The sequence below is a fragment of the Streptomyces sp. NPDC031474 genome (genome assembly GCF_055581185.1).
Window position 1 is genome coordinate 324184 of the sequence record NZ_JBVIJX010000009.1, and the last position, 13339, is coordinate 337522.

The 13339-nt window shown below is 70.6% G+C and carries 12 protein-coding genes; 8 read left to right on the top strand and 4 right to left on the bottom strand.

Features of this window, described 5'->3' with window-relative positions; genetic code table 11:
- Window positions 1-120: 120 nt before the first annotated feature.
- A complete protein-coding gene (locus ACZ5SK_RS20885) occupies window positions 121-852 on the top strand; it encodes a DUF899 domain-containing protein (protein ID WP_468157504.1) in 732 nt (243 codons plus the stop codon).
- Here the strand turns inward: ACZ5SK_RS20885 and ACZ5SK_RS20890 are convergent.
- Both ACZ5SK_RS20890 and ACZ5SK_RS20895 read right to left on the bottom strand, forming a co-directional pair.
- On the bottom strand, window positions 849-1070 hold the full coding sequence (locus ACZ5SK_RS20890) for a DUF397 domain-containing protein (RefSeq protein ID WP_334579686.1): 222 nt from the start codon (window positions 1068-1070) through the stop codon (window positions 849-851). The genes ACZ5SK_RS20885 and ACZ5SK_RS20890 overlap by 4 nt on opposite strands.
- Complete coding sequence (locus ACZ5SK_RS20895) at window positions 1063-1857, bottom strand: helix-turn-helix domain-containing protein (protein ID WP_334579687.1); 795 nt, start codon at window positions 1855-1857, stop codon at window positions 1063-1065. Before ACZ5SK_RS20895 ends, ACZ5SK_RS20890 begins: the two co-directional genes overlap by 8 nt.
- Before the next feature lie 162 nt (window positions 1858-2019).
- Here ACZ5SK_RS20895 and ACZ5SK_RS20900 point away from each other — a divergent pair, with 162 nt between their 5' ends.
- The 7 genes from ACZ5SK_RS20900 to ACZ5SK_RS20930 all read left to right on the top strand — a co-directional run bounded on the left by ACZ5SK_RS20900 (window position 2020) and on the right by ACZ5SK_RS20930 (window position 10539).
- Window positions 2020-2142, top strand: a complete 123-nt coding sequence (locus tag ACZ5SK_RS20900) for a hypothetical protein (RefSeq protein WP_457494541.1) — start codon at window positions 2020-2022, stop codon at window positions 2140-2142.
- On the top strand, window positions 2139-2474 hold the full coding sequence (locus ACZ5SK_RS20905) for a hypothetical protein (RefSeq protein ID WP_334579690.1): 336 nt from the start codon (window positions 2139-2141) through the stop codon (window positions 2472-2474). Before ACZ5SK_RS20900 ends, ACZ5SK_RS20905 begins: the two co-directional genes overlap by 4 nt.
- A gap of 91 nt (window positions 2475-2565) precedes the next feature.
- Window positions 2566-3504, top strand: coding sequence for a serine hydrolase (locus tag ACZ5SK_RS20910; RefSeq protein ID WP_468576417.1), 939 nt, complete (start codon window positions 2566-2568; stop codon window positions 3502-3504).
- Window positions 3505-3595: 91 nt separating this feature from the next.
- Window positions 3596-4657 (top strand): esterase-like activity of phytase family protein, encoded by a 1062-nt coding sequence (locus ACZ5SK_RS20915; protein WP_468576418.1) that lies wholly within the window; start codon window positions 3596-3598, stop codon window positions 4655-4657.
- Window positions 4658-4759: 102 nt separating this feature from the next.
- Complete coding sequence (locus tag ACZ5SK_RS20920; RefSeq protein ID WP_468157507.1) at window positions 4760-8503, top strand: ABC transporter ATP-binding protein; 3744 nt, start codon at window positions 4760-4762, stop codon at window positions 8501-8503.
- Window positions 8504-8654: 151 nt separating this feature from the next.
- On the top strand, window positions 8655-9020 hold the full coding sequence (locus ACZ5SK_RS20925) for a hypothetical protein (RefSeq protein ID WP_334581340.1): 366 nt from the start codon (window positions 8655-8657) through the stop codon (window positions 9018-9020).
- Between the two features lie 115 nt (window positions 9021-9135).
- Window positions 9136-10539 (top strand): S28 family serine protease, encoded by a 1404-nt coding sequence (locus ACZ5SK_RS20930; RefSeq protein ID WP_468576420.1) that lies wholly within the window; start codon window positions 9136-9138, stop codon window positions 10537-10539.
- Between the two features lie 63 nt (window positions 10540-10602).
- Here ACZ5SK_RS20930 and ACZ5SK_RS20935 read toward each other — a convergent pair whose 3' ends face one another.
- Both ACZ5SK_RS20935 and ACZ5SK_RS20940 read right to left on the bottom strand, forming a co-directional pair.
- A complete protein-coding gene (locus ACZ5SK_RS20935) occupies window positions 10603-11238 on the bottom strand; it encodes a hypothetical protein (protein WP_334579697.1) in 636 nt (211 codons plus the stop codon).
- 143 nt (window positions 11239-11381) lie between these two features.
- Window positions 11382-13190, bottom strand: coding sequence for a glycoside hydrolase family 3 protein (locus ACZ5SK_RS20940; protein WP_334579698.1), 1809 nt, complete (start codon window positions 13188-13190; stop codon window positions 11382-11384).
- Between the last annotated feature and the right edge of the window lie 149 nt (window positions 13191-13339).

The following is a 13339-nucleotide window of genomic DNA, read 5'->3' on the forward strand; positions in this document are numbered from 1 at the left end:
GTGGAAACGCAAAAGGGATCCGCAAAGAGACCTGTACCCCGCGCCCGACGAGAGACCTCGGCGTATCGGGACTAGCCTGGAAAAAGGGCCTGTACCCGCTCCCGTACAGGAGGCAAGGCGATGCCCGAGCACAGGGTCGGCACACCGGAGAAGTTCGAGGCAGCCCGGCAGGAGCTGCTCGCCGAGGAGAAGGAACTCACCCGGCGGGGCGACGAGCTCGCGCGCAAGCGGAGGGAGCTTCCCTGGGTACCGGTCGACAAGGACTACACCTTCGAGACCGAGGGCGGGACCAAGTCCCTCGGGGACCTCTTCGACGGGCGCTCGCAGCTGCTCGTCTACCACTTCATGTTCGGCCCGCCGTACGAGGCCGGATGCCCGGTCTGCTCCTCGATCGCGGACACCCTCGACCCCAACGCGGTCCACCTCAAGGCCCGCGACGTGACCCTGATCTGCTCCTCACGGGCGCCGGTCGACAAGCTCCTCGCCTACCGGGAGCGGATGGGCTGGAGCTTCGACTGGGTCTCCGCGGGCGGCGGCGACTTCCACCGCGACCTCGGCTTCACGTACTCCGAGGACGAGTTGAAGCCCTTCCTCGAGGGCGGGATCCCCCCGACGGTGAGTCAGATGGCGCAGGCGTGCGGCACGGACGTCCTCCAGTACGTCACCGAAGGTCCCGGTCTCAGCGCCTACGCGCTCTCGGAGGGCACCGTCTACCGGACGTACGTCACCACCGCCCGAGGCCTCGAGCCCGCCATGGCCTACTACGGCCTCCTCGACCGCACCCCGATGGGCCGCCACGAGGAGGGCGAGGCCACCCACTGGCTGCGCCGCCACGACGAGTACGTGGGCTAGGAGCGGAGGCCGCCCCGCTTGACCGCGTCGACGAACGCCGCCCAACCGGACGCCGAGAAGGCCAGGGCGGGGCCGTGCGGGGTCTTGGAATCGCGGACGGGGACGCCGCAGGGGTGGTCGTCGAGGACTTCGAGGCAGCTGTCGGCGTTGGGGCTGCTGTACGTGGACTTCCGCCAGCCGCTCAGCGCGGCAGCGTTGCGGATGGTTCGGTCAGTCATGGTGTCCGTAGTCCTTCGCAGTGGCCCTGAGTAGGGTGACCGACTCCCTGAGAGGGAGGGCGTCGCTCAGGGCGAGATCGTAGCGACTCTGCAACTCGCGGACCATGGACGGGGAATCATGCAGTTTTCCGAACCCATGCCCCTCGGCGTAGGCCAGTGGTGGCTGGTCCTCGAACCACATCAGCGTGAGCATGCTGCCCATCAGCGGATGATGCCCCAGACCGAACGGCAGCACATGCACGCGGATACGTCCAGTTTCGGTGAGGTGGACGAGGTGCATGATCTGCTCCGCCATCACGTCCTCGCTGCACACGGGACGCCGTAGCGTCCCCTCATCCAGCAGCACCCAGACTCGGGGCGTGAGTGGGCTTTCGAGGATCTTCGCGCGTTCGAGACGTGTGACAAGGCGTCTGTCACACTCCTCCTCGTTCACCGGAGGGAACGCCGCGCCGAGAACCGCATGCGCGTACCTTTTCGTCTGGAGAATGCCCGGGAAGTACGCCAAGGCGAACTCCCTGATCTCTACCGCCTGTTGTTCGAGCTGACGCACCGCCTCGAAGTAGTCGGCGACCGCCACCTCCTCCTGCGGCAGGAAGCTGCTCAGCACATTGCCCGTGTTCAGCGCCTTGTCCAGCCTCCGCGCGTCCTCCTTCGACGGCAACCGTCGCCCCGCCTCGATGTGGGCGATGTGCGAACGCGTCATCACCGTCATGTCGGCCAGCTGCTGCTGAGTCAGCCGCGCTGCCTCCCGTTGCTGCTTCAGCCAGTCACCGTACGTGCTGGTCATGGGTACTCCTTTGTGACGAATGACTGGTCACACCCGACCCCCTGGCGAGCCTAGACCGGACCGTCTCACTCTGTGAGTGGATCGCTACAGAACGCGAGACCCCCGAGACCGAGCGACCGGTCCGGGGGTGTGGCCATCAACGAACCCAACGGAGTTGACGACATGCCACTCGGCCCGCCGCCCCTGCGCGGCGATTACAACGCGATCGTCCGCCCCTACCTCGTCGCCCACGAGCGTCACGACATCGGCCCGCGTGTCATCCACGGTGTGGAGGTGACCGCGTGATTGGGAGTCAGGACGGAGTGTTGCGGCTGTTGCCATGGGTCGGTCCGGAGGGCAAGCCGTGTTATCTCGTCGGTGACGGGATCGGGCGTCTCTCCCGGCTTGCCGACACGGTCGAGGCCGTACAGCTCGGCATGGCGTGCGAACTCCTCGACCACGCCGCCGACATGCTCGCCGATCGCAAGGCCACGTCCGCGCAGTTGCATTTCCTGGCCGCCCGCATGGCCGAGGCGCTGCGGGATGTCCACCGCATCGCGGAGAGCAGGGGAGCCCGCCTTCCCTCACCCGAGTACGACGATCCCGGTGTACGCGACGAGACCGACGGCGACGATTGAGGCTCAGTCATGTCCGCGGCTCTGTGCTGTTACAAACGGACTCTCCAGAACGTGAGTACAACCTTCGTTCACCTGTGCGTGTCAACGAGGCATGACTCACCGGACCACCAGAAGCAGAAGACTGCTCGGCGCCGGGCTCACCGCCGGCGTCCTCATAACCGGCGTGGCCGCCGCTGCACCCGCCGCGGCCGCCGCCGCCCCGACGGTCAGCTGTACCTCCGCACGGGCGGGCCTGGCCGTCAAGTTGCAGAAGGACATCACCGCGGCGCTGGCGAACCGCGCGGGCACCGTCGCGGTCGGCCTGTACGACCGCACCACCAACACCACGTGCACCCTGCGCGCGACTTCGGCCTACGACTCCGCGAGCGTCGTCAAGGTCACCGTCCTCTCCGCGCTGCTGTGGGACGCCAAGAAGCACAACCGCTACCTGACCACCAGGGAGACCACGCTCGCCAAGGCCATGATCACGCAGTCGGACAACAACGCGACCACGACCCTGTGGAAGCAGCTCGGCATGACGAAGATCAAGGGCTTCCTCACCGCCGCCGGTATGACCCGGACCGTGCCGGGCGCGAACGGCTACTGGGGCCTGACCCAGATCAACGTCACCGACGAGCAGAAGCTGCTCAAGCTGATCACCGCCAAGAACACCGTGCTGAGCGACAACTCCCGCGCGTACATCCTCAAGTTGATGAACCAGGTCATCTCCTCGCAGCGCTGGGGTACGCCGGCCGGGGCGCCCTCGACCGTGACGGTGCACGTCAAGAACGGCTGGCTGCAGCGCTCCACGCACGGTTGGCGCGTGCACAGCGTCGGCACGTTCAACGGCGGCGGCCACGACTACATGATCACCGTGCTCACCCATGGCAACAGCACCATGAGCTACGGCGTCACCACCATCCAGAACGTGGCCAAGGCCATCCACAAGGACCTGGTGCCGACGACCGTCGCGAACAGTGCGACCATCCAGCGGTACGTGCCGACGGACAGGCCCCAGGAGGCGATCCCGGCGGTGCCTTCGAGCGGCTGACGCTCTCCGCCTTCGACCGTCGGCCTTCGCCAGGCCGACGCTTTACGCGGCGGCCGCCTCCGCGTCACCGGCCCGTTCTACGGTGACGGCCATGCGCCTGCGAACCGTACTCGCCGCCCTCGCCGCCGGCCTGGCGGCGGCCACCACTGTGGCCGCCGCCGGGCCCGCCAGCGCCCACCCGACCACGACCAACGCCTGCTCACCGTCCGTCTCCCTCGACCGCTTCTCCGACGCCCTCGACAAGACGACCTACGACGGCACGTTCGTCGGCAACCTCTCCGCGCTCGCCGTCGACCTCCCCCACTCTCGGCTTCGCTCGAGCGGGGGGACCCCCATCGGCTCCCTCGCGGCCCTCTCCGACCGCTCCGCCCTCTTCGGCCTGGACGCGAGAACCCTCGCCCCGGAGTCGGTCGTCCCGCTCGCCGACGAGAACGGCGCCGCCCTGGACAGTGAGGGTCTCGTCGTCGACCGGGACGGCACCCGTCTGATCACCTCCGAGACGGAGCCGTCGATCCGCCGCTACAGCCGCGAAGGCCGGATCCTGGACCGTCTCCCGGTGCCGTCCTCGCTGCTCGTCGCGCCCGCCGGCCGCGCCACGTCCAACCAGACCTTCGAGGGCCTGACCCTCCTGCCCGGCGGTCGCACGCTCCTCGCCTCGATGGAGTACGCGATAGCCGGGGACAGCGCGGGCATCGTCCGCTTCCAGACCTGGAACCGGACCAAGGGCGGCCGCTTCGCGCTCGGCGCGCAGTACGCGTACCGCACGGACTCCGGCCTCGGCGTCCCCGAGGTCCAGGCCACCCCCGACGGGCGCCTCCTGGTCCTGGAGCGCGGCTTCACCGTCGGCGTCGGCAACACGGTCCGCCTCTACCTGGCCGACCCGCGCCACGCGACGGACACGAGCGGTGTCGGGAACCTCACCGGCCAGGACGGCGTACGCCTGGTCAAGAAGACCCTGCTGACGGACCTGGTGACCTGCCCGTCACTGGGAGCGACCGCCAAGCAGCCCCAGCCGAACCCGCTGCTGGACAACATCGAGGGCATGGTGATCACAGGCCACGCCAAGAACCGCCTCAAGGTGCTCCTGGTCAGCGACGACAACCAGAACGCTGCCCAGACGACCCGCTTCTACGACCTGCGTGTACGTGTCTGACCGACGCCCCCGTTTTGTTGCGGCGGGATGAAATCCGCCCCGTTCGGCGTTGGTGCCTTCCGGAAGATCAGGTCTGTTCGACGTCCGAAGGAAGGCATCCGCGTGGCAGCGCAGCAGGGGGAGACATCGCGAGGCTGGGCACGCCGCCTGGCAGGCTACGCATGGCGTCACCCGACGGACGTCGTTCTCGCGCTCGGCTCCTCCCTGGCCGGCATGGCCGTCATGGCCCTGGTCCCGCTGGTCACCAAGGTGATCATCGACGACGTCATCGGCGATCATAGCCGTGACATGGCCCCCTGGGCGGGAGCCCTCCTCGGCGCCGCGCTCCTCGTCTACGTCCTCACCTACATCCGCCGCTACTACGGCGGCCGGCTCGCCCTCGACGTCCAGCACGACCTGCGGACCGCGATGTTCGAGACGATCACCCGGCTCGACGGCCGCCGCCAGGACGAGCTGTCCACCGGGCAGGTCGTGGGCCGCGCCACCAGCGACCTCCAGCTGATCCAGGGCCTGCTGTTCATGCTCCCGATGACGATCGGGAACCTGCTCCTCTTCCTGATCTCCCTGGTGATCATGGCGTGGCTGTCGCTGCCGCTGACCCTGGTCGCCCTCGCCGTGGCGCCCGCGCTGGCGTACATAGCCAAGCGCAGCCGCACCAAGCTGCACCCGGCGACCTGGTACGCGCAGGCGCAGGCGGCGGCGGTCGCGGGCGTGGTCGACGGCGCCGTCAGCGGCGTCCGCGTGGTGAAGGGCTTCGGGCAGGAGGACCAGGAGACGGGCAAACTGCGCGAGGTCGGCCGCCGGCTCTTCGCGGGCCGGCTGCGCACGATCCGCCTGAACTCCGCCTACACCCCCGCCCTCCAGGCGGTCCCCGCGCTCGGCCAGGTCGCGATGCTGGCGCTGGGCGGCTGGCTGGCCGTGCGCGGGCACATCACCCTCGGCACGTTCGTCGCGTTCTCCACCTACCTCGCCCAGCTCGTCGGCCCGGTGCGGATGCTCGCGATGGTCCTCACGGTGGGCCAGCAGGCCCGCGCGGGCACCGAGCGCGTCCTGGAGCTGATCGACACCGAGCCGTCGATGACGGACGGCGCCAAGGAACTCCCCGCCGACGCCCCCGCCACCGTCGAGTTCGACGACGTCTCCTTCGGCTATGACCCCGACCACCCGGTCCTCGACGGTCTCACCTTCGAGATCCGCCCCGGCGAGACCCTCGCCGTCGTCGGCTCCTCCGGCTCCGGGAAATCGACGGTCTCCCTCCTCCTGCCCCGCTTCTACGACGTCACCCGGGGCGCCGTCCTCGTCGGCGGCCACGATGTCCGCGAGCTCACCCAGGACTCCCTGCGGGCCGCGATCGGCCTGGTCCCGGAGGACTCCTTCCTCTTCTCCGACACGGTCCGCGCCAACATCGCCTACGGCCGTCCCGACGCCACCCAGGACGAGATCGAGGCCGCCGCCCGCGCCGCCCAGGCCGACCGGTTCATCGCCGAGCTGCCCGACGGCTACGACACGACGGTCGGCGAGCACGGCCTCACCCTCTCCGGCGGCCAGCGCCAGCGCGTCGCCCTCGCCCGCGCGATCCTCACCGACCCGCGTCTGCTGGTCCTCGACGACGCCACCTCCGCCGTGGACGCTGCCGTCGAGCACGAGATCCACGAGGCGCTCAGGCACGTCATGCAGGGCCGCACGACCCTCCTCATCGCCCACCGCCGCTCCACCCTCAACCTCGCCGACCGCATCGCCGTCCTCGACGCGGGACGCCTCGCCGACCTCGGCACCCACGAGGAGCTCCAGGAACGCTCCGCGCTCTACCGCCGCCTGCTCACCGACCCCGACGGCCTCGGCGGTGTCTCGCCAGGGCACGCCCAGCCGGTCGCGCCCGGCGAGGACACCTCCGTCCGCGATGAGCTGGACGCCGAGTTCGACGCCGAGCGCGGTGTGACGCCCCGCCTGTGGACCGGCGACCGCGAGCCGAAGGACACCGCCCTGTCCGGGATGCCCGCCACTCCCGAACTCCTCGCCCAGGTGGAGGCGCTGCCCCCGGCCGCCGACACCCCCGGCATCGACGAGGGACGGGCCGTCCAGCCGGAGGAGTCGTACGGCCTGCGCAGGCTGCTGCGCGGCTTCGGCGCGCCGCTGCTGGTCAGCCTCGGCCTGGTCGCCGTCGACGCCGGGATGAGCCTGCTGCTGCCGGTGATGATCCGGCACGGCATCGACCAGGGCGTGACCCGCGCCGCGCTGGGCGCCGTCTGGGCCGCCTCGCTGCTGGCGCTGCTCGCCGTGCTGGTGCAGTGGTTCGCGCAGACCGGCGAGATCCGGATGACCGGCCGCACCGGCGAACGCGTTCTCTACACCCTCCGCCTGAAGATCTTCGCCCAGCTCCAGCGGCTCGGACTCGACTACTACGAGCGGGAGTTGACCGGCCGGATCATGACCCGGATGACGACCGACGTCGACGCCCTGTCCACGTTCCTGCAGACGGGGCTGGTCACCGCCTTCGTCTCGGTCGTCACCTTCTTCGGCATCATGGTCGCCCTGCTGGTGATCGACGTACAGCTCGCGCTGGTCGTCTTCGCGACGCTCCCGCCGCTGGTCGTCGCGACCTTCTTCTTCCGCCGGGCGAGTGTGAAGGCGTACGAGCTCGCGCGCGAGCGGGTGTCGTCGGTCAACGCCGACCTCCAGGAGTCGGTGTCCGGGCTCAGGATCGTGCAGGCCTTCCGGCGCGAGCGGGACGGCGGGGCGCGGTTCGCGGAGCGCAGCGACAGCTACCGCCGGGCCCGTATCAGGGGCCAGTGGCTGATCTCGGTCTACTTCCCGTTCGTGCAGCTGCTGTCGTCGGTCGCGGCGGCGGCGGTGCTGATCGCGGGCGCGGGCCGGATCGAGGCGGCGACGCTGACGACCGGCGCCCTGGTGGCGTATCTGCTGTACATCGATCTGTTCTTCGCGCCCGTCCAGCAGCTCTCCCAGGTCTTCGACGGCTACCAGCAGGCGACCGTCTCCCTGGGCCGCATCCAGGAGCTGCTCCAGGAGCCGACGTCCACGAAGTCCGCCGACGAACCGCTCGACGTCCTCTCGCTGCGCGGCGAGATCGCCTTCGAGGACGTGCACTTCGCGTACGGCTCCACCGGCGAACCCGAAGAGGCCCTGACCGGGATCGAGTTGAGCATCCCCGCGGGCCAGACGGTCGCGTTCGTCGGCGAGACCGGCGCCGGCAAGTCGACCCTCGTCAAGCTGGTGGCCCGGTTCTACGACCCCACCGGCGGCCGGGTCACGGTCGACGGCACGGATCTGCGTTCGCTCGACCTCACGTCGTACCGCCATCGTCTGGGCGTCGTACCGCAGGAGGCGTATCTCTTCCCCGGCACCGTCCGTGACGCCATCGCCTACGGCCGGCCCGAGGCCACCGACGCCGAGGTGGAGGCGGCGGCGCGGGCGGTCGGCGCGCACGAGATGATCGCGACGCTCGACGGCGGCTATCTGCACGAGGTCGCCGAGCGCGGCCGCAACCTCTCCGCCGGTCAGCGTCAGCTGATCGCGCTGGCCCGCGCGGAACTCGTCGACCCGGACGTCCTGCTCCTCGACGAGGCCACGGCCGCCCTGGACCTGGCGACGGAAGCCCAGGTCAACCAGGCCACGGACCGTCTCGCAGGCCGCCGTACGACCCTGGTGGTGGCCCACCGCCTGACTACCGCGGCCCGCGCGGACCGCGTCGTGGTCATGGACCACGGCCAGGTCGTGGAGGACGGCACCCACGACGAGCTGCTCGCCCTGGACGGGCGCTACGCCCGCCTGTGGCGGACCTTCGTCGGCGAGGTCGAGCCCGAGGAGCCGGTGGGCGCGTCCCGGTGACGGCCGTGCAACCATCCGACACACGTCCTGCGTCCGTACATCTGTACGGCAATCGCGCGTGAGGCCGGGGGGACGCGGCCGTCGCGTACGGCGAACGTGGGAGGGGACGGGGACCGTGGGCAAAGGTGCGAGGAGTGCGGCAGTGCGGCGGCTGGGGGTGGGACTGGCCGTGCTGATCGCGGGCGTACTGCTGGCCGTCGTGGCGCCGGGCAGCGCCCAGGCGGCGCCGTCCACGACCTGCGCGGGCCACAAGGTGCGCACCCTGTCGTTCTCCACCGGCTCGGTGCTGGTCTACAAGAACAACAACCTGGTCTGCGCCGTCACCGTCCAGAAGCACCCCGGCACGGTGCGGCCGATGTCGGTGAGCGTGCAGGCACGCGGCCATGTCGCCGTCACCAAGTCCTGGAAGCACACCCGTACCTCCCCCTCCGTGACCGTCTACGCGGGACACCGGTGTGTGCGGGTGACGGGAGCGGTGGGCGCCGGCAGATACAGCTCGGGCTGGCTCCTCTGCTGACGTCTCCGCTGACGTTTCTGCTGAGGTTGATCCACCAAGTCCCTCTGGTGTGACGGGTGTTGTCGACGATAGTTTCCGGCGACGCACATCTGTCTCACAGGGAGGGTGCACGCGCATGCGCAAGGCGCTCAGATGGCTGCTGGCGCTCACCGTGCTCATAGGCACGTTGAGCACGGCGGGCGCGGCCACCGCCGCGGAGCCGGAGCCGGCCGACATCAAGGACCGGCTTCTCTCGATCCCCGGCATGAGCCTGATCCAGGAGAAGCCGTATCCCGGCTACCGCTACTTCGTCCTGAACTACACCCAGCCGGTCGACCACCGGCACCCGTCCAAGGGCGCCTTCCAGCAGCGGATCACGGTGCTGCACAAGGACGTCAGCCGCCCCACCGTCTTCTACACCGGCGGCTACAACGTCTCCACCACCCCCGGCCGCCGCGAGCCCACCCAGATCGTGGACGGCAACCAGGTCTCCATGGAGTACCGCTTCTTCAACCCCTCCCGCCCCGACCCGGCCGACTGGTCCAAGCTGGACATCTGGCAGGCGGCGAGCGACCAGCACCGCATCTTCCAGGCGCTGAAGAAGATCTACAGCAAGAACTGGATCTCCACCGGCGGCTCCAAGGGCGGCATGACGGCGACGTACTACGAGCGCTTCTACCCCAAGGACATGGACGGCGTGGTGGCCTATGTGGCCCCCAACGACGTCGTCAACGACGAGGACTCCGCCTACGACCGCTTCTTCGCCGGCGTCGGCACCAAGGAGTGCCGCGACCGTCTGAACGGCGTGCAGCGCGAGGCGCTGGTGCGCCGGGAGCCGCTGGAGAAGAAGTACGCGGCGGAGAACGGCTACACGTTCACCACGATCGGCACCCTGGACCGCGCCTACGAGGCCGTCGTCCTGGACTACGTCTGGGGCTTCTGGCAGTACAGCCTGCTGTCCGACTGCGACACGATCCCCGCGAACGCGGCGACGGCGACGGACGACGAGATCTGGACGTCGGTCGACACGATCTCCGGCTTCTCCGCCTACACCGACCAGGGCCTGGAGACCTACACCCCGTACTACTACCAGGCGGGCACCCAACTGGGCGCCCCCACCATCCACTTCCCGCACATCGAGAAGCAGTACATCCGCTACGGCTACCAGCCCCCGCGGAACTTCGTGCCGCGCTCGATCCCGATGAAGTTCCAGCCGTGGGCGATGCGTGACGTCGACACCTGGGTCCGGCACAACGCCCACCACATGCTCTTCGTCTACGGCCAGAACGACCCCTGGGGCGCGGAACGCTTCCGCCTGGGCAAGGGCGCGAAGGACTCCTACGTCTTCACGGCCCCCGGCCTGAACCACGGCGCGAACGTGGCCGGCCTGGTCGCGGACCAGAAGTCCCTGGCGACGTCCCGGATCCTGGACTGGGCAGGCGTCGCACCGTCGGCCGTGACCCAGGCCAAGCCCCTCGCGAAGTTCGACGCGAAGCTGGACGTCCGGGACGTGGAACGGGAGCCGGCGCTTCGGCCGTGACCTCGGTGAGCGGAGGGTTCGGCGGCGGTGTCCGCGTCCCACAGACGCGCCGTCCTCCGCATGTCACACCGGCCGGGCGCACCCCACCGGGTTCGGGGCGCCGCCGAGTTGGACGTACAGGGCCGTGGACGGTGGGCAGTTCGCGCGGGTCGGTACCGCCTTCGTCACCTTGTACTGGGGGGTTCGCGTGCCCGAGCCGTCGCAGGCCGTTTCGCGGACCCGGCCGTGGCCCGCGCCGTAGACGCAGTCGCCGACGATCGTGCGGGGGCCGCCGCCGGCGCCCGCGTCGCCGGGGTGGGGCGGCTGGAGGGTGCGCATGCAGGCGTAGCCCTGCGGGATGGTGCCGGCGCCGGTCTCGGCGGGCTGTTCGCCGATGTGGAGGACGAAGTCGGTGGTCGGCGGGCAGGGCGGGCCCTCGGCGGCCGTCCCGTCGTGCCGGGCGACGACCCGCGCCGCCGCCCGTTCCCCGCCGCACGGCACCTCGGTGAAGCTGGTCGTCCCGAAGGAACTGCACTCGCCGACGGCGAGGAAGAGCGGCCCGAAGCCGGAGACGGGGGCCAGGGAGGAGGGAGGCGTTCGTGCTGTCGTAGGCGCGCTGCCGTCGGATCCGTCATCCGAGGACAGCAGTTGACATGCCGTCAGGAGCAGGGCGGCGGCCAGCGCCCAGCACGCCACCCCCACGGACCGGCTCCCGCGCATCGGCATCCCCCACCCGCCCCGACGAACAGGGCCTGACCAGCGTGACCCGCGCCGCCGGGCGCACGCCAGCCGCGTGGGGTGCTTTGCGCGTGGTGCGGGGCGCACGCCCGGCGCTCGCCGTAGGTCCAGTACGCCTAGTACGCCTAGTACGTCAGGCCGTGGCCGATCGGGTAGAGCACCTGCGTCGGATCGTCCGCCCGGCGCACGGGCACCGGCAGTTTCCCGCGCGGTGCGACCGTCCCGGCGATCACCCGGGCGGCGGCCCGCAGTTCGACGTCGGTCCAGGAGTAGGCCGCCAAGTGGGCTTTCACCAGCGGCAGTCGGGCCGCGTCGTACGGGTTGCGGATCGACACCGCCACCAGCGGACGGCCGGTCGGCGCCAGGTGCTTCGCCAGTTGTTCCACCAGCGTGCGCTGCCCGCCGTCCGCCGTCACGTTGTACGTCGTCACCACCACGGCGTCGGCCGTACCCGCCGCCGTGACCGCCTGGGCGATCGTCTCGGGCGGCGGGGCCGTGCCCGTGGACAGGGCCGTCGCTGTGAAGCCCAGCTCGGTGAGGGCGGCGGCCAGAACGCCGGTGGGCGGGCCCGTGGTGCCGGTGGGGGAGGCCGGGTCGGCGCCGACCACCAGGACACGGGGGTGGGTGCGGGGGGACAGGGGCAGCACCTGCCCCTCGTTGGCCAGCAGTGTCGTCGTCCGCTCCGCCATCGCGTCGGCCGCGGCGAGGTGCGCCCGCGTGCCGACCGTCCGTCCGACCTCGGCCGGGTCGACGTACGGCTCGTCGAAGAGCCCCAGCCGGGCCTTCAGCCGCAGGATCCGCAGGACCGACTCGTCGAGCCGCTGCTCGGTGAGCTCCCCGTCCTGGACGGCCTTCAGGACGGCGTTGAAGGCCACGTCCAGCCTGGGCGGGTTGAGGAGCTGGTCGACGCCCGCCTTGAGGGCGAGCACGGGCACCCGGTCGTCGCCGTACTTCGTGCGCACGCCCGCCATGTCGAGCGCGTCGGTGACCACGACCCCGTCGTAACCGAGCTTCTCGCGCAGGAGGCCGGTGACGATGGGACGGGACAGGGTGGCGGGGTCGCCGGAGGCGTCGAGGGAGGGGACCAGGATGTGGGCGGTCATGAGGGAGTCGACGCCGGCCGCGATCGCCGCCCGGAAGGGCACCGCGTCCAGCGTCTCCCACACCTTGCGCGTATGCGTGATGACGGGGAAGCCGGTGTGGCTGTCGACGGCCGTGTCCCCGTGCCCGGGGAAGTGCTTGGCGGTCGCCGCCACCCCCGCCGACCGGTAGCCCTCGATCTCCGCCGCGACCAGCGCGGCCACCGCGTCCGGGTCGGCGCCGAAGGAACGCACGCCGATGACCGGGTTGGCCGGGTTGACGTTGACGTCGGCGACGGGGGAGTAGTCCTGCCGGATGCCCATCGCCCGCAGCTCGCGGCCCGAGAGCCGCCCGAGCGTGCGGGCGTCGGCGCGCGAGCCGCCGGCCCCGATCGCCATCGCGCCCGGGAAGAGGGTGGCGGGCCTGCCCACCCGGCAGACGGCGCCGTGCTCCTGGTCGGTGGAGATCAGCACCGGCAGACCGCGCGGCTGCCCGAGCGAGGCCCGCTGGATGCCGTCGGAGAGCTCCGCGAGCTGCCGCGGGTCACGGATGTTGTGCGCCCACGTGAAGTAGATGATCCCGCCGAGCCGGTAGCGGGCCAGCAGCTCGGCGGCCGTGCGTACGCCCAGTTCGGTGCGGTTGGCGTCGACGTCGGCCTGGTCGGGGGCGGTAGCCGAGTGGCCGTACACCCGTGAGACGAAGACCTGGCCGACCTTCTCCTCCAGCGTCATCCCGGCGAGGAGGGCGCTCGGGTCACGGTCGCTCGCGGACGCCGCCGCGCCCACGGTGAACGCGGCGGTGAACGCGGCGGTGACGCCTGCGGTGGCGGCGAGGACGGTGCGTCGGGAGGGCATGTGCGCTCCTTACCGGAGGCCGAAGGCCGGGAGGGGGGTCCGGGTGGGGGTCCGGGTGGGGGTCCGGTGGCGCACGCTACCTGGAGCGGCGCCGCCATCGGCGCATTGGAGGGGGGCGCGCCGATGACGGCTCGACTGCCGGTTCGCGG

Coding starts and splice junctions, on each gene's coding strand:
- ACZ5SK_RS20895 (WP_334579687.1), bottom strand. CDS start 1,857: ATGACCAGCACGTACGGTGACTGGCTGAAGCAGCAACGGGAGGCAGCG.
- ACZ5SK_RS20915 (WP_468576418.1), top strand. CDS start 3,596: ATGCGCCTGCGAACCGTACTCGCCGCCCTCGCCGCCGGCCTGGCGGCG.
- ACZ5SK_RS20940 (WP_334579698.1), bottom strand. CDS start 13,190: ATGCCCTCCCGACGCACCGTCCTCGCCGCCACCGCAGGCGTCACCGCC.
- ACZ5SK_RS20900 (WP_457494541.1), top strand. CDS start 2,020: ATGCCACTCGGCCCGCCGCCCCTGCGCGGCGATTACAACGCGATCGTC.
- ACZ5SK_RS20910 (WP_468576417.1), top strand. CDS start 2,566: ATGACTCACCGGACCACCAGAAGCAGAAGACTGCTCGGCGCCGGGCTC.
- ACZ5SK_RS20885 (WP_468157504.1), top strand. CDS start 121: ATGCCCGAGCACAGGGTCGGCACACCGGAGAAGTTCGAGGCAGCCCGG.
- ACZ5SK_RS20890 (WP_334579686.1), bottom strand. CDS start 1,070: ATGACTGACCGAACCATCCGCAACGCTGCCGCGCTGAGCGGCTGGCGG.
- ACZ5SK_RS20935 (WP_334579697.1), bottom strand. CDS start 11,238: ATGCGCGGGAGCCGGTCCGTGGGGGTGGCGTGCTGGGCGCTGGCCGCC.
- ACZ5SK_RS20930 (WP_468576420.1), top strand. CDS start 9,136: ATGCGCAAGGCGCTCAGATGGCTGCTGGCGCTCACCGTGCTCATAGGC.